General features: G+C 46.7%; 16 protein-coding genes and 2 pseudogenes. 16 read left to right on the top strand and 2 right to left on the bottom strand.

What is annotated here, in order from left to right:
* Nucleotides 1–24: 24 nt before the first annotated feature.
* The 4 genes from B9Y93_RS05685 to B9Y93_RS05700 all read left to right on the top strand — a co-directional run bounded on the left by B9Y93_RS05685 (nt 25) and on the right by B9Y93_RS05700 (nt 4,950).
* Nucleotides 25–1,731 (top strand): ABC transporter ATP-binding protein, encoded by a 1,707-nt coding sequence (locus B9Y93_RS05685; protein WP_085493345.1) that lies wholly within the window; start codon nt 25–27, stop codon nt 1,729–1,731.
* Between the two features lie 116 nt (nt 1,732–1,847).
* Nucleotides 1,848–2,066, top strand: a complete 219-nt coding sequence (locus tag B9Y93_RS05690) for a hypothetical protein (RefSeq protein ID WP_085493346.1) — start codon at nt 1,848–1,850, stop codon at nt 2,064–2,066.
* A 242-nt stretch (nt 2,067–2,308) separates the two neighbouring features.
* Complete coding sequence (locus tag B9Y93_RS05695) at nt 2,309–3,964, top strand: right-handed parallel beta-helix repeat-containing protein (protein ID WP_085493347.1); 1,656 nt, start codon at nt 2,309–2,311, stop codon at nt 3,962–3,964.
* A gap of 68 nt (nt 3,965–4,032) precedes the next feature.
* Entirely contained in the window at nt 4,033–4,950 is a 918-nt protein-coding gene (locus tag B9Y93_RS05700; RefSeq protein ID WP_244903295.1) for an SMP-30/gluconolactonase/LRE family protein, read from the top strand.
* 93 nt (nt 4,951–5,043) lie between these two features.
* Here B9Y93_RS05700 and B9Y93_RS05705 read toward each other — a convergent pair whose 3' ends face one another.
* Nucleotides 5,044–6,588: a flavocytochrome c gene (locus tag B9Y93_RS05705; protein WP_085493348.1), complete on the bottom strand. Its 1,545-nt coding sequence runs from the start codon at nt 6,586–6,588 to the stop codon at nt 5,044–5,046.
* A 430-nt stretch (nt 6,589–7,018) separates the two neighbouring features.
* Between B9Y93_RS05705 and B9Y93_RS05710 the strand changes: the two genes are divergently transcribed.
* The 9 genes and pseudogenes from B9Y93_RS05710 to B9Y93_RS05750 all read left to right on the top strand — a co-directional run bounded on the left by B9Y93_RS05710 (nt 7,019) and on the right by B9Y93_RS05750 (nt 15,970).
* Nucleotides 7,019–7,666 carry a FusB/FusC family EF-G-binding protein gene (locus B9Y93_RS05710; RefSeq protein ID WP_085493349.1) on the top strand — a complete coding sequence of 216 codons (648 nt, stop codon included), beginning with the start codon at nt 7,019–7,021 and terminating at the stop codon, nt 7,664–7,666.
* Nucleotides 7,667–7,790: 124 nt separating this feature from the next.
* Nucleotides 7,791–8,525, top strand: a complete 735-nt coding sequence (locus B9Y93_RS05715; protein WP_244903336.1) for a MerR family transcriptional regulator — start codon at nt 7,791–7,793, stop codon at nt 8,523–8,525.
* Nucleotides 8,526–8,631: 106 nt separating this feature from the next.
* Nucleotides 8,632–8,862: pseudogene (locus B9Y93_RS25175) on the top strand (serine hydrolase domain-containing protein); the annotation flags it as partial.
* Between the two features lie 99 nt (nt 8,863–8,961).
* Nucleotides 8,962–9,915, top strand: coding sequence for an aminoglycoside phosphotransferase family protein (locus tag B9Y93_RS05725; protein WP_085493982.1), 954 nt, complete (start codon nt 8,962–8,964; stop codon nt 9,913–9,915).
* A 266-nt stretch (nt 9,916–10,181) separates the two neighbouring features.
* Nucleotides 10,182–10,952, top strand: a pseudogene (locus B9Y93_RS05730) (amidohydrolase family protein).
* Nucleotides 10,953–11,008: 56 nt separating this feature from the next.
* On the top strand, nt 11,009–12,502 hold the full coding sequence (locus tag B9Y93_RS05735) for a tagaturonate reductase (RefSeq protein WP_085493351.1): 1,494 nt from the start codon (nt 11,009–11,011) through the stop codon (nt 12,500–12,502).
* The gene (locus B9Y93_RS05740; RefSeq protein WP_085493352.1) at nt 12,499–13,992 is read left to right on the top strand and encodes a UxaA family hydrolase; all 1,494 of its coding nucleotides are present in this window, start codon (nt 12,499–12,501) and stop codon (nt 13,990–13,992) included. Before B9Y93_RS05735 ends, B9Y93_RS05740 begins: the two co-directional genes overlap by 4 nt.
* Nucleotides 13,992–14,954 (top strand): aldo/keto reductase, encoded by a 963-nt coding sequence (locus B9Y93_RS05745; RefSeq protein ID WP_085493353.1) that lies wholly within the window; start codon nt 13,992–13,994, stop codon nt 14,952–14,954. The genes B9Y93_RS05740 and B9Y93_RS05745 overlap by 1 nt, the downstream gene beginning before the upstream one ends.
* Entirely contained in the window at nt 14,951–15,970 is a 1,020-nt protein-coding gene (locus B9Y93_RS05750; RefSeq protein ID WP_085493354.1) for a zinc-binding alcohol dehydrogenase family protein, read from the top strand. Before B9Y93_RS05745 ends, B9Y93_RS05750 begins: the two co-directional genes overlap by 4 nt.
* 117 nt (nt 15,971–16,087) lie before the next feature.
* On the opposite strand, the gene B9Y93_RS05755 is transcribed toward B9Y93_RS05750, so the two are convergent.
* On the bottom strand, nt 16,088–16,966 hold the full coding sequence (locus B9Y93_RS05755; RefSeq protein WP_085493355.1) for a helix-turn-helix domain-containing protein: 879 nt from the start codon (nt 16,964–16,966) through the stop codon (nt 16,088–16,090).
* A 159-nt stretch (nt 16,967–17,125) separates the two neighbouring features.
* On the opposite strand from B9Y93_RS05755, the gene B9Y93_RS05760 reads away from it, so the two are divergent.
* From B9Y93_RS05760 to B9Y93_RS05770, 3 genes are all read left to right on the top strand, one after another.
* Nucleotides 17,126–18,589 (top strand): alpha-L-fucosidase, encoded by a 1,464-nt coding sequence (locus tag B9Y93_RS05760; protein WP_085493356.1) that lies wholly within the window; start codon nt 17,126–17,128, stop codon nt 18,587–18,589.
* A gap of 208 nt (nt 18,590–18,797) precedes the next feature.
* On the top strand, nt 18,798–19,787 hold the full coding sequence (locus tag B9Y93_RS05765) for a ketoacyl-ACP synthase III (RefSeq protein WP_085493357.1): 990 nt from the start codon (nt 18,798–18,800) through the stop codon (nt 19,785–19,787).
* A gap of 111 nt (nt 19,788–19,898) precedes the next feature.
* Complete coding sequence (locus B9Y93_RS05770) at nt 19,899–21,026, top strand: NAD(P)/FAD-dependent oxidoreductase (RefSeq protein ID WP_085493983.1); 1,128 nt, start codon at nt 19,899–19,901, stop codon at nt 21,024–21,026.
* Nucleotides 21,027–21,097 lie beyond the last annotated feature (71 nt).

The following is a 21,097-nucleotide window of genomic DNA, read 5'->3' on the forward strand; positions in this document are numbered from 1 at the left end:
TTATAATCTGGAGGCATTACTACGATGTTAAAGACATGTTCCGCTCATTTCAAAAAAATGATTGTGCTTTATGTTCTCATGGGCTCAGTAGTTCAATTTCTCAATAGTTATGGCATTAAACTTTTTCAAGAAATACTAGACCAAGCAGTCTACACTCGCAACTTCAACGAGATCATCGCACCTATTATTCTCTATGGCGCGCTGCTAGCAGCTGCAACCCTTCTCCATTATCTGATCGAATATCCTCAGACTCATTTGTCCACTGGCATCTTGGAGAAGCTGAAGATCATGGCGCTTACAAAGGTATCTAAGATCGATTATGCGAGCTATCAGAACTTCGGTACTGGAGAGACCATCAAAATGATTGATAACGGGGCAGAGGCTGGAATGAACATCATCCATTCCTTTTACTTAAAGATCTTCCACGAACTGCTGCCTACCATCATCTTTAGCCTTTTTTTCATCAGCCTTTACAACATGAAGATGATGGCCATTATCGCAATAGGGTATATCCTTTTGTTTCTTTTCAATCATATCCTGCTGCGCATGCTCTATCGGATCAAGTCATCTTTGCTTGAGCGTCAGGAAACGATGTCCCGATTTTCAATACGCGGATTCATGGAACTGGTCGTCTTTCGCCTGAACAAAAGATACAAGCAGGAAATTGAACGGTTGAATCGCACTGCGCAGGATATCGTAACAAAAAGCACGCATATTCAAATGATACATGAAGCGTTTTTCGCCTTGTTTGCGCTATTTGTTAATATCATTAAGGTCTTTGTACTCATCTATGGCATTCAAGACGTCATAGCAGGCAAGTCCACGATTGGAGTCGTGATCGCTGTCCTCTTGTTTATCGATCAGGTGTATACGCCTATCGCAATCTTTAATGTGCTCTTTGTGGATTACAAGCTTAATCGTGTGACGTATGCACGGATGGAGCGTTTTCTTCAAGCGCCTGAAGACCGCAATTTGGATCAGGGAATAGAGCTGAATGGCTTCAAAGGAAACATTGATTTCTATCAAGTACAATTTGATTATGACACGACCAGCATCTTGAATAATGTAACCTTTTCAATAAAGCAAGGCGAAACTGTTGCTATTATCGGCCTAAGCGGAAGCGGGAAATCAACCCTTGTCAAGCTGATGCTTGGCTTGTTAAAAAAGAAATCAGGGCAAATCCTAATTGACGACGTTGATATAGATCGTATTAAGCTCAACCATCTCTATGATCATGTGTCGTATATCTCGCAAGAGTCGCCGATCTTTGATGCCACCATTCGAGAGAATATTGATCTTGGGCATCGATTAACTGATGAACAGATCATAGCCATTCTTGAAACGGTTCATCTGAAGAAGAAGGTGCTGCGTTTGCCTGAGCAGCTGGATACCCGGGTGGGTGAGCGCGGAATGAAGCTCTCCGGAGGAGAACGACAGCGACTAGCCTTTGCCAGAATGTTTGCGCAGCAAAGAGAACTCGTCATCTTGGATGAACCCGTATCTGCGCTTGATCATATTACGGAGAACAGCATCATGGAGCATCTGATCAAAGTCTGCAGGGATAAGACGATCATTGTGGTTGCCCATCGACTTGGCACAATCAAAGATGCTGACCGCATCCTGCTTATGAAGAATGGATCACTTGTGGATGAGGGCTGTTTTGAAGAGCTTCTGAAGCGAAGTGAATATTTTAAACAATTATGGGAAAAGGAAAGGAATCGAGCATCCTAAAAAGAATAATCAGGGGCCGGAGCAAAAGACCGACAGCTAATGTCGGTCTTTTTTTCTCAGAATCAAAACTCTCCTTTACAGAACATGGTTGATAGCATTCCTACTGTTCATGGCAGTTGGATCAACCAGAATTTCAATCCATTCATGCCATCTTGAATGGCGAATTAAAAGCAATCGATATGGTAATCAACGAGTTCGTTCAGTTGTTTGAGATCAACGAAGGCGAACTGGCAGAAGCTCCTGACCATTCACGTGCACAGGGCATTACATCGGATTCGCATTCCAAAGCTTCAGAGGAGATTGAGAAAGGAAATGATGCGGATAAGGCAAATTAATCAATAGGTGGATTATGGCTGTAATATCCATGAATTGATGCAGTATATTTCTAGCTGCTATTTCATACGATCAAAGGGTAATCTCTGTATTTTTTAATTGTAATCACAGGGGTGACCTTTTTTTGTTCTTCTCTTATGCAGGCAGGAGAGGGCCTATAAGAGGGCGAATTGCTACTCTTTAAGATCACGATGTCTTATCAAGAATGCGCATCCGTTAGCATATGGATTGGAGGCAATGCTGCATGGCGTCAATATCAGCAGCAAGAAAAATCCTGATGGGCGTATTGCTTTGTCTGATGCTGAGCTTGATAAGCTGGAAGGATGGTGAAGGGAATATGACGCATTCGAGGTACTTTGTCGATTCTGAGGCTGGAGACGATCATCAAGATGGACGATCTCCAGGCACGGCTTGGCAATCACTAACGAAGGTGAATAGCACGGTATTTCAACCCGGCGACCATATTTTATTCAAGGCCGGCTCCATCTGGACTGGTGAATTGAAGCCGCAAGGCTCAGGAATTGCTGGGAAGCCTATTGTCATCAATAGATATGGCGAAGGAGATAAGCCTCTCATCCAAGGAGCAGGCGCACCAAGTGCTGTATCCCTGTACAATCAGGAATATTGGGAGATTGGACATCTGGAACTTACCAATACAGGTCCAACTGCAACGTCCTATCGTCGAGGAGTCAGCATTATAGGTGAAGATTACGAGGCTTCAAATAAGGGCACGCTTGACGAGGTATCGACCCTGCATCATATACGGCTTCATGATCTATACATACACGATGTCAATGGAGAGGATCGCAAAGATGGCTTAGGGAGCGCTGGCATCCTCATTGCTGTTCTGATTACGGATCCACAAGACAAAGCAAGTCCTTCAGCGGATGCTGTCCATGAGCGGACCACCTTCGATCAGATTGTTATCGAGAACAATGTCATTGAACGTGTAGAGCGGAGTGGAATTGCTACATGGAGCGATTGGAAGAACCGGGAATTGCTTCATGATCAGAATGGATGTGCGGATTGTGAACGGGCTCCTTGGACACCTCTGACTAATGTCGTGATCAGAGGCAACAAGCTTACCCACATTGGGGGTGACGGCATTGTTCCACACATGACGGACAGGGCCCTTGTTGAGTCTAATACGCTTAAAGGATTCAACATGACCTCCACCGGATATAATGCTGGAATGTGGACATGGAATGGCGATCATACCTTATATCAATTCAATGAAGTATCAGAAGGCTATTCGACAAGAGACGGCATGGCGTTTGACTTTGATCATGCATCTGACGGCATCATCTACCAGTACAATTATAGTCATGACAACGATGGCGGCACGCTGTTGTTTTGCTCTGATGGGAGCGGAGGGAAGGTAACAAATGGGATCTTCCGCTATAATATTAGTCAAAACGACAAATATCAGATCTTTACGATTTGCGGGGCATCCAATGTATACAATATGCAGGTGTATAACAACGTCTTCTACATCGGACCTGATCTGGATACCCATCCGTTAGTCAGTCAGGGCGGGGCGGTACAGGTAACGCTTCACAACAATATTTTCTTCAATCTTGGCAGCGGTCATTATACGGGCAAAGCAAGCTGGACATATGATTCCAATCTATACTATGGGAACCACATCCCATCGATGTCAACGATTCCTGATCCGAATCGGCTGACGTCAGATCCTTTATTCATAGAGCCTGGTGCGGCTGCTGACATCCATGATCTGAGCGGCTACAAGCTTCGCATCGGATCGCCTGCGATAGGCAGCGGAATAAATATGCCGACCGAAGGCATGAATGATTTGTTTGGCGATAAGATCGTATCTTCCAATCTTGGGGCTTACGGGGGCTTGGGAGAAGCTGCCAAAGATCAAGCAGACAATGAATAGCAGCTAATGTTACGCTAGAACAAATAATATCGAAATCATAATGAATCGCATAGGAGATGTGAAAAGCCGTGGCATTGAATTTGCAAGCGGAAATTGTCGTGCATGCCAACAACCAGATAGGCGAGGGACCTCTATGGGATCCCGTTGATCAGTGTCTTTACTGGGTTGACATTACTAGGAAGCGGATTCATCACTATCATCCAGTATCAGGAGAAACCTCTTGCCATGAAGTGGACCAGTACATTAGTGCGATCGTCCCAACCCAAATTAGAGGAACGTTCCTATGTGCAATGAAGGACGGATTCTACAAGCTTGACCTCCTGACTGGGACTAAGGAGCATATCGTTAATCCGGAACCGAATACTCCAAACAATCGGTTCAATGATGGCAAATGCGATCCGGCCGGTCGATTCTTCGCGGGAACGATGGATATGAACATCAAACCGCATGCCGGCGCGCTGTATTGTCTTGATGCTGAGCATGGATGCAAGAAGATGCTGTCCAACATCACCATCTCCAATGGGCTTGCTTGGAGTCTGGATGGAGAAACGATGTACTATATTGATACCGCCAGTGCTGAGATTGCTGCCTATTCCTATGATCTTAATAGCGGATCATTAGGTGAGCGTAGATCCATAGCTGTTATTCCATCGGAAGAGGGCTCTCCTGATGGGATGACCATTGATTGCGAAGGCATGCTCTGGATCGCCTTATGGGGTGGAGGCAAGGTCATTCGCCTAAACCCTGCGACAGGAGAGCACATGGCCAGCGTCACTGTGCCGGCCTCGCAGGTGGCTTCTTGTACATTTGGCGGAGAGAATCTAGATGAATTGTACATAACGACTGCGGCTGCTTTTCTATCCAAGGAACGATTGGCCAGCGAGCCGCTTGCAGGCAGTCTATTCCGTGTCAAGACAGGAGTAAGAGGGGTAGAGGCACATTCATTTGCAGCGCGAACCTCAAATTCAGCTATAGTCCAACCTTAATCTCAGTTAAAGACCTCATCTGCCGTGGTGCACGGAGATGAGGTCTTTGTGTCTTGCACATAAATAAAGCTAGCAAAAGCAAGTCCCATAGGATTACTTTACGGTCTTAGCATACTCTGCTGACTTCATACCGGCCTGACGGCCAAAAATAATGATTTCGGCGATGGAGTTCCCGCCGATTCGATTCTCGCCATGAAGTCCGCCTGTAACTTCTCCGGCAGCAAATAATCCCGGAATAGGCGCGCCTTCCTTGTCCAGCACTTCCGTATTCGTATTAATCTTCACGCCGCCCATCGTGTAGTGAATGCCTGGGCCGATCTTGATCGCATAATAAGGTGCTGCTGACAAGTCATGCTCCATTCCTGTTTTTCTGTTGAAGGCATCATCCTTCTTATTCTTGACAGCACTGTTCCAACTCTCAAGCGTCTTCTGCAGTTGATCGGTGGGAACCCCAATGATTTCAGCAACGCCCTTGATCGTATCCGCTTTTTTAACAAAGCCCATCTTCTCATAATAATCGATCGCCTTTGCTCGGGACTTGACTCCGGAATCAAAGATGAGATATGCGCTCTTCTCCGGAAGCTTGTCAATCGCAGCTGTGACGGTGTCACGAGCAGCCATCTCATTCACGAAACGCTTGCCTTTGCTGGTAACGAGTATGGCTCCTTCGCCTCGCACGGCTTCACCGATCAAGTAAGAATTTTCCTGCTGCACCGTTGGATGAACCTGAATTTGATCCATATCAACAGTAGTGCCTCCCATATGTTCAACCATCGTAATGCCATCTCCGGTGCTGCCTTCCTGATTCGTCGTCACATATCCTTCTAGATCAGGACGCACCTGCTTAATAAGATCCATATTTGCTCCGAACCCGCCTGCTGTGATGACAACGGATTTGGCGGCTATAGTCTTGTTCTCATTTGCTTGGCTGAAGTCAACCTTTACGCCATTTGCTCGCCCATCTTTACTGGTAATCTCCTGCACGTCAGCATTAACGAAGACAGGAATCCCTTGCTCTTGCACTTTCTTCAGAAGACCAGATACAAGGTATTTGCCGACTGCTGATCCATCTTCCGGACGATGGGTGCGCTTCTCGCTCATACCTCCTGTAATGGTAATGTTGTTCAAGCGGATGCCGTTAGTATCGAGCCATTCAATAGCGTCTGCTGAATGGTCGACAAAGTAACGCAGCATATCCTTGTCGTTGGCCATATGGCCGCCCTTCAGGGTTTCCTCATAGAACAGATCATTCGAGTCCGAGATGTTCTGCTCCTTCTGGAATTTGGTTTCTGATGCGTTCATGCCGGAAGAGGCTTTGCTCGTATTGCCGCCGGCAACCTGCATCTTCTCAAGGATAACAGGGCTCATGCCTGCTGCTTTTGCTTCAAGTGCCGCAGTCATGCCTGCTCCTCCCGCGCCGACAATCACAACATCGTAGCTGTCCTTCAGTTGATCAAGCGGTGTATATTTCGCAAGCGATGCGCTTGAGGTCGCATCTTCCTTTTCCTTGTTTTCTTCTGCGGCCTCTTTCGCGCCCTCATCTGGAGCAGGCTGCTTTGAGCTTGCTCCTCCACAGCCTGAGATCAGAAGCAGCATGGCAAGCAGTAGAACGATGGCCAACTGAGTGTTCCTCTTCATTCTGTAATCCTCCACATCGTATTGCTCTGCTTAGATGAACGAGAGCATACTTGATTCTTATCCTTGTTAGTATGCCAATTTCCATCTTTTATTATTTTTATGGGAACCTTAAAGACGGCAGGGGAAGCGCATCAATGCATGGACTAACGATTTACATGAAGAATGCTATAACTCATCCCGGATTCTATGCAATTGCGGCAGCTTGGTATCCCTGATATACTTTTCCCATGTCATATGTGCGGGGGGTGTTATCGTTGGCAACACATTATTGCTCATTAGCTAGGAAGTCCTCATGCGAAGCCTAATCTTAGGGCGATACTTTGCGTGAGGCGCGACAGGTTATTCTTGATCGCCCAAGCTACCATTTATCGTTTCTAATAGTGGGCTTTGCACCTTATAACCAATACTTCATATAAGGGGCTAACAAGCGATGAATACACCATTTATTAGAAACCATCAATACAATCTGATTAAAAAACAAACGAATCAAGTTCTGCATGCATTGCGAACCGTCTCTGATCAGCGCGTACTGGAAACCGTAAGATTTCGTGCTGCACAAAGCATGATCGAAGCTTTTCCTGTGCTTGCCCATGAACAGGAGCAGCTGCTGGAGCAGGTCTCAACACTAGAGACGGCAAATGATTTTGAAAAATATTTGTCCGATCTCGTGCCTTATCTTGAGCCATATCCACCAATCTCACCAAAGCAGATTCAAAAGCTGTTCCCGAAGCATAAGAAATTAAAAGTGCCGGATCTGGGATTGATTGATTTTCGCTTTGTCACGTATCTGAGCTGGATCGATATTGCTACCAATAGATTATTTCTGGTATATCCTTTTGCAGGCCAATTCATTGGTATCGAAGGACGAATCACGCCAACGAACAAGAAGGGATACTGTCTCTTATGCAATCGGCATCAAGAGCTCGCCTTTTTCTCAGTCATCACGAAGAAGGGGATGGCGTCTTCAGATCATTACGCTGCCATTGGGCACTACATTTGCATGGATAACCATGTTTGCAATAAGAGCCTGACGAATACAGAAGCATTGCAGAAGTTCATTCTCTCCACTCGCAAATAATGTTTTAAGCAAAAGACTGCCAAGTGCTATGGCAGTCTTTTTTTACATGCATGTTGACTTTCCCCTACGGGGAAGGCGTACAGTGAACTGTAGCAAGATTCGTGGTGCAGATGATGCGGCAGATCTGTATGTTCATACGAAAAGTGGGGGCGAGTGGAAGCTATCGATTGGCGAATTTTCAAAGATAGGCGGCGTATCGACGAAAACACTTCGTTACTATGACGAGATTATCGGATTGATAAGGCCTGATGAGATTAACCCGGAAAACGGCTATCGCTATTATTCCATAGGGCAGTTGAAGACGTTGTTTTTCATTCATCGGTTAAAAGCGTATTCCTTTTCTCTGGATGAAATCAAAACATGGTTAGCGTGCGAAGGGGATGAAGCAGAGGAAAAACTGTACAACACGCTTATTCAGAAGAAGATCGACATCCAGAATTTTATATACCCCCGTATGCTAAGCAGCAGCGATTATGCAGCGGGATATGGCATGCATTTTCAAAAACTGTATGAAGTCATTGCATCTGAGCAGTTAACCATAGCGGGTACGCCGATGACCATCTATCACAGCCCTGAATATAATCCAGCAGGCAATGATACAGAATTTGCAATCCCGATTCTGGAGCCCGTTAAAGGAACGAGAGATTTTTCAGGCGGATTATGCGCGAAATCTCTTCTTCAAGGAGACTATACAGAGCTTACCGCCGTATATGCAAATCTTAGACAATGGGTGGAATACGAAGGATATGCATTGGTAAGTTCACCGTATGAGGTGTATGTAACCGATCCATATCAAAGCGTTTATCCCAATACTTATATTACCGAGGTATATTTCCCTATTGCAAAGAAATTGTCATAAATAGTAGTGAAGAATACAGGGGAGCGCGCTGTTAAACAAGTGATACTGTTTTAAAAGAGGAGGACAATGATGAGCAGCATAAGTAATTCTCATTCCATCAGCATGAATTAAAGAATCAACAACAGCCGATATTCATTCTCATTATGGTTATCTTTGGTGGCTGCGAGAAGAAGAAGGCATTTTTGCTTATATGGTGTTAGGTGATGGCGGCAATGTCATTTGCTGCATCCCTGCTAAAGGTCTAGCCGTGGCTATCGCTTCTGCATTCCAGTTGCAGCCTCGTGACCGTTGGCCGCTCATCAAGGAAAGCATTCTGTCCGCAATTATTGACTCTTAAAGCCGCTATTACGTCGCCATTCTAGTGTGGAAAAACGTTCACCTCGCATGCTACGATATGTGTATCATAAGTGAATAAAGGAGTCATAATGGTGTGAACATGGATAAGCTGAAGAGTATGCTTAAGACTCATTACAGGATTAATAGTATCGATATATCGCCGCTTGAAGGCGGATGGGCCGCACTGGCCTTTGAAGTAAAGGATTGCAGCAAACGTTATTTCCTCAAAGTGTATGAAAAGAGCAGAGCCTCTACTTTAAAATGGACTGCTTCTATACATCATTATGTGCCAATGTTACTGTGGCTTCATGAACATACAAGATTGACATCCCACCTTCCTGTTCCTATTATAACGAAGTCAGGGGCATATCAATGCGAGGATGAATACGGCGTCTATCTCTTATATGCGTATATCGAAGGTACAACGATTGGCGAGCAGGCGTTGTCAGAAGAGCAAGTCATCCAATTGGCTGTCATAATCGCGGATCTCCATACACACGTCGTAACTGAGCATCTAAGTGCCAAGGAAATAATAGAAGACTTTCAGGTTCCTTTTTTGATTGCATTAAAGGAAACGATCGAGCTTAACATTCAGACGCTGCCCTTTGATCTGAGCGCAATCATCTCCCCTCGATTGAATCAGATCATGACCATGATAAACAAGCTTCAATCCTTGGCCGAATCCCTTAAACATGAAGACCTTAAAATGGTATGGTGTCACACCGATATTCATCATTGGAATCTCATGCAAGCTGGAGAGCAATTGATGCTAATCGATTGGGAGGGGCTGAGGCTGGCGCCCGTTGAAGCCGACATGATGTTTCTTATGAATGAACCTTACTATGAGACCTTCTTAAGGGTTTACCGCTCTGTTCACAAAGGCTATGCCTTGCATGCAGACGCACTCCGATTCTATCAATATCGGCGAAAGCTAGAAGATATCTGGGAGTTTATCGAGCAGCTGCTGTATGATCATCAGCTGGAAGAGGAGAGAGTGACAACATTAAGCGCGTTAGGAAATGAACTAGATGAGTTATCATCAATGCTTGATTAATCACTATAACAGAAATGAATATAGTACGATTACATGTCTACATTCATCAAGCTCAAAATCAAGCCGACGCTTTTCATGCGTCGGCTTGATTTTGTAGAGGTTCAACCGAACTGAAGATCATAACAGGCGGTATCGCAGCTCTTCAACATCAATATAAGATATAAACCTGCAATATAAAGCGATTACATATGCATTTTAATGTGTTTTACAATAGAGTTGCATCCGTTAAGCGAGAGAACATTACGGCTAAAGAGGTGGTTAATCCGATGAGAATCGATGCTCATCAGCATTATTGGAGGATCACCAGAGGTGATTATGGGTGGATCACTCCGGAACTTAAGCGATTGTACAGGGATTTCTTGCCGGATGATCTAGAGCCTTTATTGTCTAAACACAAGCTGGATGGAAGCATCCTTGTGCAAGCTGCTCCTACCTTAGAGGAAACGATGTGTATTCTATCAATTGCTGCAGAGCAACCGTCCGTACTCGGTGTTGTGGGATGGCTGGATCTCTTTGATCCTAATCATCGAAGCCACTACGAGCAATGCTGTACACATTCAAAATATGTCGGCTTTCGAATCATGATCCAAGATATGAAGGATTCGACGTGTATTCTGGAGCCAAGATTCATAGAAGCGCTGCGTGAGTATGCTGCGCTCAAGGTTCCTATTGACCTGCTGGTGTCATCCAATCAATTGGAGGACGTTATCGCAATGCTGAAGTAGGTCCCAACGCTGCGAGGGGTGATTGATCATATTGGAAAGCCTCCAATTAAGGAAGGATTGTTAGAACCTTGGGCCAGCCACTTATCAGAGATCAGCCGGTTTCCGAATATTTATTGCAAGCTGTCGGGCATGGTCACTGAAGCTGATCATGCGGCATGGAAGGCGATGGACTTCATCCCCTATATACGCCATGTACTGCAGGAATTTGGCTCAAGTCGTGTCATGTATGGAAGCGATTGGCCAGTTTGCTTGCTCGCAGGCGATTATGATGAGGTGATGGATATCTTGACTGCCGCCCTTCCAAGTAAGTGAAGCGGGGCAGAACGATTACGCCTGTTTGGCTTAAATGCAAAGGAGTTCTATAAGCTATGAAGCCATTGTCTCCACTTAGCCTGAATGCTGAACAGCGAGCCCTGCATAAGGCCGTTCAGTCTGCTCCAACGACTATCCTTCAGATCGGTGAAGGCAATTTCCTGCGTGGATTCTTCGACTGGATGATTCAACAGTGCATCAAGCAAGGGTTGTTTCACGGCAGCATTGCTGTCGTACAGCCTCGTCCTTCAGGTAAAGCGAACATCGAGAAGCTAATGGAGCAGCAAGGTATATATACGCTGGTTACTCAGGGAATTAGAATGGGCCGAGCGGTCATGGAGCGCGAGATCATATCGGTCTTTTCGAACATATTTGATCCATACGAGGACTGGAACCGACTCACAGCATTGGCTGTTCTACCATCGCTTCAGTTTGTGGTATCCAATACGACAGAGGCGGGAATTGCATATACAGCGGAGCCCTTGCAAGAAGGTCTTATTGCTTCCTTTCCAGGGAAGCTTGCCCATTTGCTGTACTTGCGTTATCAGGCCTTCGATGGCTGCCCTGAACGAGGGCTGACATTCCTTCCATGTGAGCTGCTGGAACGCAATGGTGACGCTCTCAAGCAAACGATATTGAGGCATGCAACGGATTGGGAGCTGCCTGCTGCCTTTAAGGATTGGGTGATGAAGCATAATGTATTCTTGAATACGCTTGTGGACCGCATCGTCACCGGATATCCTGATGCCAAGCAAGCGCAAGCCTGGTTTCATAAATGGGGTTATACGGATCAACTGCTGTGCACGACTGAGCCCTATTATTTATGGGTCATTGAAGCAAAGGCTGATATGGAAATGCGCCTGCCGCTTCAGCAAGCCGGTCTTCATGTCCTGTGGACAGACGACCTTAGGCCATATCAAACCAGAAAAGTCCGCATTCTGAACGGGGCACATACGTGGATGGCACCACTTGGCCTCCTGCATGGCATTGATGATGTTCGCTCCTTTCTTATGGATGAGGAATGGGGGACAGCACTTCGCGAGGTAGTGTTCAAAGAGCTCATTCCAACTGTAAGCGGAAACGTGGACAGCCTGCAGCTGTACGCGGAACAAGTTCTTGAGCGTTTTGCCAACCCATTCCTTTGTCATCAGCTTCACGATATTGCAATGAACAGTCTTAGCAAGGCTCGCGTTCGGCTGCTGCCGTCTATTGTTCATTACTTGGATCAAGGAAAGACGGTTCCGCCGCAGCTTGTTCTCGGCTTTGCCGCGTTGCTGCGATATTACAAGGTAGAGAAACATGAAGACGGAAGCTACACAGGAATGTCGCTGCATGGGAAGTCTTATTCTGTTCGTGATGATGCAGAGCTGTTGGAGCGAATGGCAGAGCTATGGAAACAAGCTTCTACAGGCAGCGCTCAACATCTGGATACCATCCATGCTATTCTTGCAGAGGAACGTTTTTGGGGACGGGCAATGTGTGATTCACCTTCATTTGCAGCTAACCTTGCAGAATGGCTGCAATACTGGGAGAGGGGAATATCTCAATGAGCGATTGGATTCGTATATCGGAGAAAGACCACGTTATTGTTGTCTTGCGGCCTTATGCAGCTGGCGAAACGATAACACTGGAAGCTGGAGCGAATATCGAAGTCAAACAAGATGTTGAAGTTGGCCACAAGATTGCGACGACCCGCATCCACAAAGGGGAGGACGTATTCAAATATGGATATCCGATTGGTTATGCCGCCTTGGAGATTAAGCCAGGGGAGTGGGTACATACCCACAATCTCTCGACAAAGCTCAGCGGAATCACGCAATATCAAGATCAGCTATCGTTCATGGAGCAAGAACCAAGACGTTCGTCACACCGAACCTTTCAAGGCTATGTTCGCAAGGATGGTTCGGTGGGCATTCGCAATGAAATCTGGATTATCAATACCGTAGGATGCATCAACAAAACCTGCGAGATATTGGCAAAGCAAGGCAATACGCAATATGGCCATCAAGTAGACGGCATTTATCATTTTGCCCACCCCTATGGCTGCTCACAGCTCGGCGACGATCTCGCTTATACGACGAGACTGCTAGCCTCACTTATTCGACATCCGAACGCTGCTGGGGTTCTTGTTGTCGGGCTCGGCTGTGAAAACAATCAAATCCAACTCTTGCAGAAGGAGCTGGGGGAGTTTGATCCGCTTCGAATCAAATTCATGCATGCCCAGCAGGAAGAAGATGAGCTTGAGAAAGGGCTGCTGCTCATCGGGGAGCTGGCTGAGCAGGCGGCATTGGATCATCGCGAGCCGTTACCAATATCGAAGCTATGCATTGGACTAAAATGCGGAGGCTCGGATGGATTGTCAGGCATCACCGCCAATCCACTCGTGGGTACAATAGCTGACCACTTGATCGCTGAAGGTGGAAGCGCCATTCTGACGGAGGTACCCGAGATGTTTGGCGCAGAAACGCTGCTTATGAATCGGGCGGTGAATGAAGAGGTGCATCAGCGCATTGTTAACCTCATTAATCATTTCAAGCACTATTTCATCCGACATGGGCAGGAAATCTATGAAAATCCTTCGCCAGGCAACAAAGCAGGCGGGATTACCACACTTGAAGAAAAATCGCTTGGATGCACCCAAAAGGGCGGAACTTCTCCAGTCATGGGCGTTGCTCGTTATGGGGAGCGCATTCATAAGGCTGGCCTTCATTTGCTTGAAGCACCAGGCAATGATCTTGTATCCGTTACGGCACTTTCAGCGGCAGGCGCACATTTGGTGCTGTTTACAACAGGCAGAGGCACACCCTTCGGCGGGCCCGTTCCGACTTTAAAGATCTCTACGAATTTCACGCTCGCAGCGCACAAGCCGCACTGGATTGATTACAATGCTGGACAGTTGTATGAAGGGAAATCCATGTTGCAAATGAGAGATGAATTGTGGGAACGAATCATCGCTATCGCGTCTGGTGAGGCAACTGCCCAGAATGAAAAGCAAGGATATAAAGAGATCGCAATCTTTAAGGATGGAGTGACCTTATAATGAAATATCGCAAGCTTGGGAACACGGGGCTTGATGTATCTGTATTAAGCTTTGGAGCGTCATCCTTAGGTTCCGTCTTTCGTCACACCGACGACATGGACAGCAGACGCGCCGTGCATGCCGCCCTTCATGCAGGGATCAATTATATTGACGTATCGCCGTATTATGGACGAACCAAAGCGGAATCGGTTCTGGGTCAAGCGCTCAAGGGCCTTCCACGCGACAGCTACCTTCTGTCAACGAAGGTGGGACGCTATGGCGAGAATGAGTTTGATTTTTCGAAAGATCGAGTTCTCCGCAGCTTGGACGAGAGCTTAACTCGACTTCATACCGATTATGTAGATATGCTGTTCCTGCATGATATCGAGTTCGTGCCAAAGGAGATCATACTAGAGGAAGCCGTTCCTGTGCTTCAACGGTTAAAAGCAGAGGGAAAGATTCGATACTTTGGCTTTAGCGGGCTTCCATTGAAGCTCTTTACGACAATGCTGCCGCTCATGGAGGCAGACGTGATTCTATCCTATTGCCATTATTCACTCAATGATACGTCCTTGCTGCAGCTGCTCCCGCTTGCAAAGGAGAAGCAGGCAAGTCTCGTTAATGCATCTCCACTGTCCATGGGACTGTTGAGTACACGCGAGACGCCAAGCTGGCATCCAGCAAGTGGACGAGTAAAGCGCTTTTGCAAGCAAGCCGCAGATTACTGTGCTTCTCAAGGAGCAGACATCGCCAAGCTGGCGGTGCAATTCTCGTGCAGCCATGAACAGATTCCAACGACGCTAGTCAGTACAGCCAATCCAGACAATATTATCCGCAATGCGGCTTGGACGGACGAAGCAATTGATCAAGAGCTGTTAGCGTCAGTGCTCCAAATACTGTCTCCGATTCGCAATGAATTGTGGCCAAGCGGACGTCCAGAGTATAACGAGGAGCCATCCTTAGTAGAAGGGGATACCCTATGAACAGCATCATCTGCGAGAAAAACAGATCATTAAAGCTTGCTGAACAAGCAGAACCAGTCCGTGGTGAGGGCGAGGCAATCGTAGCGATTCAACGAATTGGAATTTGTGGCACGGATCTGCATGCTTATCAAGGCAATCAGCCTTATTTTACTTATCCACGCATCCTAGGGCACGAACTTGCTGGAATCGTAGAGTCGATCGATGAGCATGAAAAAGACATTGTTGTGGGTGATCAAGTCAGCATCATTCCTTATATGCACTGCGGCGCTTGCACTGCTTGCAGAAGCAATAAGACGAATTGCTGCAAGCATCTGAAGGTGCTTGGCGTGCATGTGGATGGAGGAATGAGAGAACGAATCTCGGTTCCAACTAGTCATCTTATCGCAACAGCGGATCTTAATCTGGATCAAACGGCCATGCTTGAGCCGCTAGCGATAGGCGCGCATGCCATACGTCGTTCAGGTCTTAAGCAAGGGGATATCGTCCTTGTCATCGGAGCCGGACCCATCGGTCTTGGGATTATGAAACTGGCAAGCCAAGCGGGTGCCCATGTAATAGCGATGGACCTCAATGAAGAGCGGCTGCGGTTCTGCCAATCCTGGGCAGGGGTCAAGCAAGTGATAGAAGCTCATCTGTCCAATGATCACCTGCAAGCACTCAATGATGGAGAATATCCTTCCATTGTATTTGATGCAACAGGCAGCCAGCAATCCATGACTCGAGCCTTCGATCTCGTTGCGCATGGCGGGACGCTCGTGTTTGTCGGCTTAGTAAAAACCAATCTATCATTCAGCGACCCAGACTTTCACAGTAAGGAGCTGACCTTGATGGGGAGCCGCAATGCGACCCGAGAGGACTTTGAATACGTGAAAGAAGCGATGCTGAACGGTCAGATCGACATCGATTCCTATATTACGCACCGTAGTTCATTTCATGACATGATCCAACATATTGATCACTGGCTGCTGCCAGAATCCAAGGTGATCAAAGCGATAGTTGACATGGATAATATTTAATGTATCTAATAAAAACACTTAAATGACCACGAACAACAACCTCCAGTATCTTGGCATGCAGCCAAGGCTGGAGGTTGTCGCTGTTCACTGATAGGAGCAATCATGGGTGAGCTTCTATCATTTATATGTATTCGCTGAATGCTCACGTCTATAAGCTGCTGGTGTCATTCCGACTATTTTTTTAAACGTCCGGTGAAAGTGAGGCAGGCTCTCGAACCCGCTGGCATAAGCAATCGTATCGACCTTATCGTGCGATTCCATTAATCTCTGCTTCGCATGGACAATACGCTTCATCACGATGTAGTTGATAACATTCATGCCTGTAAGCTGCTTGAACCTGCGACTTAAGTGAGCAGTACTCACAGCTGCGACCTCGCTCAGCTGCTCCAAGCTCATCTCTTCAGCATAGTTCGCATCGATATACTGCAATATATTTTTCATCCAATCTGGACTAATCGCTTCCTGAATCTCGATCTGCTTGCGCCTCTCATACCCCTCACGATGAATGGATACAATCATTTGATGCAGGATCAAGATGACGGCATGACGAAAGCCTGGCTTTTCACCCTTCAGCTCATCATTCATCATCGTTAGAGAATGAACCATCATGCTCTTCAGCAGCTCACTGCATTCGAGCTTGTAATAGTGGTCGAAGCGGCACTGCTCAAAGTATTGCAGAAAGGAAAAGGATTCGATTATCGGCATCGCTTGGATCAGGATCGGGCTGAAAAACAAAGCGGTCGAGGTGACCGGATCCTCTCGATCTGGAAAGGCGCGATGAATCGTATTCTGGGGGATGATGAACAGATCCCCTTCATTCATATCGAATAGATGGTGATCAATAAAGAAATGACCGGCGCCACTATGCACATACACGAGCTCATACCAATCATGAACATGATCTGGCAGCTCAAGCTGCGGCGACTTCGTATCCATAAAGTTCAGTATAAACGGGAATGATAGCTCGGTCTCAAGACGCTTTCGAATCGGCTTCATCTATCATGCACTCCTTATATCCGACATCTTCATAAGAGTATCAAAAAACAGTACAATTTCGCAATAATCCGATCTTTTATCGTTTTCATCTGATGTTATCTTTAAGATGCGGATGCGGTTGCGGTTAAAGAATAATTGGGATGAAAGGAATTGATAGAGATGCACGAACGCGAACAACTTCGCCACCACTTAAACCATATAGATGACATAATCGAGAGAGGAAATTATGCGCCGAATTGGGATTCGCTGAGCCATTACGAGATCCCAGACTGGTATCAGGATGCGAAGTTCGGCATATTCATCCATTGGGGCGTATACGCCGTCCCTTCTTACAACAGCGAGTGGTATGCAAGAAATATGTACATCGAAGGAACAGATGCCTATAACCATCATGTTGCCCATTATGGAACGCAGGATAAGTTCGGTTACAAGGATTTTATTCCTCAATTCAAGGCTGAAAAGTTCAATGCGGAGGAATGGATGCAAATCGTGAGGCAATCCGGCGCGAAATTTGTTGTGCCAGTCGCTGAGCATCATGATGGCTTTCCAATGTACGACTGCCCATTCACGGATTGGAATGCAGTGAAGATGGGACCGCATCGGGACATCATTCAGGAACTGTCCAATGCTGCTAGACAACAGCATCTCATCTTTGGCGTATCAAGCCATCGCGCGGAGAATTGGTGGTTTTTCAATGGCGGACGGCAGTTTGATTCCGATGTCAATGACCCGCAAAATGCTGGATTGTACGGACCAGCAGAGAAATGCGATCCGAAAGGCTGGATTCCAGAACGGCAGCCGCATGAAGCGTTTCTGGATGACTGGCTGGCACGTACTTGTGATCTCATCGATCGCTATGAGCCGCAGCTGCTGTGGTTCGATTGGTGGATTAGAGAGCCGTCCTTCAAGCCGTATCTGAAGCGGCTTGCAGCCTATTACTATAATAAAGGCCTCGATTGGAATAGAGGCGTTGCCATTAATTATAAGGAAGATGCTTTTCAAGAGGGGACGGCAGTATTTGATGTCGAGCGAGGGCAATTAGATGACATCAGGCCAAGCTTCTGGCAAACGGATACTTCCGTATCTGAGAACTCATGGAGCTACACCTCACATCATAGGTATAAAACGGCGGATTCGATTATCGGTGACCTGATTGATATCGTAAGCAAAAATGGAGCACTGCTGCTTAATATTGGCCCTCGACCTGATGGAACAATACCCGAGCAGGAGCAGGAAATTCTGAAGGCCATCGGTCAATGGCTGGCCGTGTATGGTGAAGCCATCTACAGCACTCGGCCTTGGAAGGTATTCGGAGAAGGGCCGACAAAGATTGAAAGCGGCTCGTTCACAGATACGAAGCGTAAGCCATTTACAGCTCAAGATATCCGCTTCACAACAAGAGAAGGACGACTGTACGCTATCCTCATGAAAAAGCCTGATAATCATAGAATACTCATCCAATCGCTAGCTGAAACTTTGCGCTTGTATCCTAATCAGATCGAATCCGTTGAGCTGCTTGGATACAGCGGAGAACTAGAATGGACAAGAAACGAGCATGGGTTAACCGTTGTGCTGCCAGAAGATCACCTCATCCATGGAGCTTTTGCGCTGCGGATTCGCTAAGGGCGGTTGGTGCTTGAGAGATGAACAGCTTTGACCGATGTCCATTGTCATAAGAAGACAATAACGATTGTTCATCTGAAGCAACCCTGCTTCACCTAATTAATGCGCCTGTTAATTTCGCTGAACAGCGATTGACTTTAATTAGTATCTAGTATTAAGATTAGATATTATTACTTGGTACTAATTATGTTGAAGGGGCTGACGGCAAATGCATTCAAAGGCTAGTATCACAGCAATTGGCACTTATGTACCTGAACGGATCCTAACCAATGCAGATTTGGAACAAATGGTGGAGACAAATGATGCTTGGATTGTGCAGCGAACAGGCATGAAGGAAAGAAGAATGGCTGGGGAACATGAATACGCCTCAACCTTAGCTTGTAAAGCGATTGAGAATTTAAGAGAGCAATATCATAAGGAACTTCTTGATGTGGACTTTATTATAGTGGCCACGACAACATCTGATTACGCCTTCCCAAGTGTTGCATGTCAGATCCAGCAGCATTTTCACATCCCTCAAACCGGTGCGATTGATCTCAATGCAACCTGCGCTGGCTTTACATATGGACTGCATCTTGCGAATGGACTGATTACATCAGGACTTCACCGAAAAGTATTGGTCGTCGCTGCCGAAACGTTATCGAAGGTAACCGATTATACGGATCGAACAACCTGCATTCTCTTTGGAGACGGGGCTGCAGCCGTTCTCGTTGAACGAGATGAAGAACAGCCGAGCTTTATTGCTTCTCATCTTGGAACACAAGGAGAGGGAGGGCAGCATGTCTACCTGCCGAATATATCACATACGATGTTCGGGAACCCATTGAGCACAAGCGGTAAGATTGTTCAAAATGGCCGCGAAGTCTATAAATGGGTGACGCGTACCATCCCATCCGGCATGAGTGAGCTGCTGCGAACAGCCAACCTCAACATGGACGAGCTGGACTGGTTTGTTCCGCATAGCGCGAATCTGCGAATGATTGAGTCCGTGTGCGAGAAATCAGGCTTCCCCTATGAAAGGACCTTAACAAGTGCAGAGCACCTCGGCAACACTTCGGCTGTGTCCATTCCATTAGCGCTGCAGCTAGGGTTGAATGAAGGAAAGCTGTCCAATGGACAGATTTTGATGCTGTATGGCTTTGGTGGAGGTCTGACGCACGCTGGTCACATCATCCATTGGCAGTTGGATGCCTGTTAATCAGTATCCACGTACGATGATGCATGATGCTGTTGCTATCTATCTGAGGGTTATGCCTTTCTTTACGAGTTCGCTATAATGGGAATAGGTTGTAGAGAAAGGAATTGTATGATGAAAAAAGTCATTATCATCGGGGCGGGAATACTTGGAGCGTCAACTGCCTATCAGTTGGCGAAAATGGGCGCGGATGTGCTTCTTGTTGACCGTCAAGATAAGGGTCAGGCTACAGATGCTGCTGCCGGCATCATTTGCCCTTGGCTCTCACAGCGACGCAATAAAGCGTGGTACCAGCTAGTGAAGGCTGGAGCTCACTTCTATCCTTCGCTCATTCATGAGCTTGAGCAGGAAGGCGAGACCAAAACAGGCTACGCACAAGTTGGAGCACTTTGCATTCATGATGATCTGGATAAGATCAGTAAGATGGAAGAGAGGGCGCAGCTGCGAAAAGGGGATGCGCCAGAAGTTGGCGAAATCACGGTGCTGGATGCTGCTCAAACCCGTGAGAGGTTCCCCTTGTTAGCTGAAAGCTATCATTCCGTTCATGTCAGCGGGGCTGCTCGGGTAGACGGACGCGCACTGCGTGATGCGCTGCTTCGTTCCGCACAGCGCAAGGGAGCCAAGCTCATCTCTGGAGACGCTGTATTGCAATACGAATCGAAGCGTGTGACTGGTGTTACTGTTGATTCAACATTTTTAGCAGCTGATATGGTTGTGGTATGTGCTGGCGCTTGGGCCAATTCGCTGTACAAGCCGCTGGGCATTCCTTTTATGGCAAGCTACCAAAAAGCCCAGATCATGCATGTACAAGTTGCTGAGCAGCATGATACAGGCCATTGGCCGTTAATTATGCCGCCTCATGATCAATATATCCTTGCTTTTGAAGATCGGAAGATCGTCATTGGTGCGACGCATGAAAATGACATTGAAGGCTACGATACGCGTGTCACGGCAGGGGGGATGCAGGAAGTTCTCAACAAGGGACTGACGCTAGCACCAGCGCTCGCTGACAGCACGCTGCAGGAGATCCGTGTCGGTTTTCGTCCCTTTACACCAGGGTTTCTGCCCGTCATTGGCGCAATCCCAGGCTGGGAAGGATTAATAACGGCCAATGGATTAGGTTCCTCTGGATTAACGGCAGGGCCATTTCTCGGATGCCAGTTAGCCAAGCTTGCGCTAGGGATGGAGCTTGATATTGATCTTCATGATTATGATATTAACAACGCAATTGATAAAAAGTAAGGCTGCGCGGAGTAGACCAATATCGATTCCTTCATGAGGTAAATATAAAAAACTCTCCTGTTATGGAGAGT

This window comes from Paenibacillus aquistagni, assembly GCF_900177815.1.
Classification (GTDB): Bacteria; Bacillota; Bacilli; order Paenibacillales; family Paenibacillaceae; genus Paenibacillus_B; species Paenibacillus_B aquistagni.

Coding starts and splice junctions, on each gene's coding strand:
- B9Y93_RS05685 (WP_085493345.1), top strand. CDS start 25: ATGTTAAAGACATGTTCCGCTCATTTCAAAAAAATGATTGTGCTTTAT.
- B9Y93_RS05695 (WP_085493347.1), top strand. CDS start 2,309: ATGGCGTCAATATCAGCAGCAAGAAAAATCCTGATGGGCGTATTGCTT.
- B9Y93_RS05705 (WP_085493348.1), bottom strand. CDS start 6,588: ATGAAGAGGAACACTCAGTTGGCCATCGTTCTACTGCTTGCCATGCTG.
- B9Y93_RS05710 (WP_085493349.1), top strand. CDS start 7,019: ATGAATACACCATTTATTAGAAACCATCAATACAATCTGATTAAAAAA.
- B9Y93_RS05725 (WP_085493982.1), top strand. CDS start 8,962: ATGGATAAGCTGAAGAGTATGCTTAAGACTCATTACAGGATTAATAGT.
- B9Y93_RS05735 (WP_085493351.1), top strand. CDS start 11,009: ATGAAGCCATTGTCTCCACTTAGCCTGAATGCTGAACAGCGAGCCCTG.
- B9Y93_RS05740 (WP_085493352.1), top strand. CDS start 12,499: ATGAGCGATTGGATTCGTATATCGGAGAAAGACCACGTTATTGTTGTC.
- B9Y93_RS05745 (WP_085493353.1), top strand. CDS start 13,992: ATGAAATATCGCAAGCTTGGGAACACGGGGCTTGATGTATCTGTATTA.
- B9Y93_RS05750 (WP_085493354.1), top strand. CDS start 14,951: ATGAACAGCATCATCTGCGAGAAAAACAGATCATTAAAGCTTGCTGAA.
- B9Y93_RS05755 (WP_085493355.1), bottom strand. CDS start 16,966: ATGAAGCCGATTCGAAAGCGTCTTGAGACCGAGCTATCATTCCCGTTT.
- B9Y93_RS05760 (WP_085493356.1), top strand. CDS start 17,126: ATGCACGAACGCGAACAACTTCGCCACCACTTAAACCATATAGATGAC.
- B9Y93_RS05765 (WP_085493357.1), top strand. CDS start 18,798: ATGCATTCAAAGGCTAGTATCACAGCAATTGGCACTTATGTACCTGAA.
- B9Y93_RS05770 (WP_085493983.1), top strand. CDS start 19,899: ATGAAAAAAGTCATTATCATCGGGGCGGGAATACTTGGAGCGTCAACT.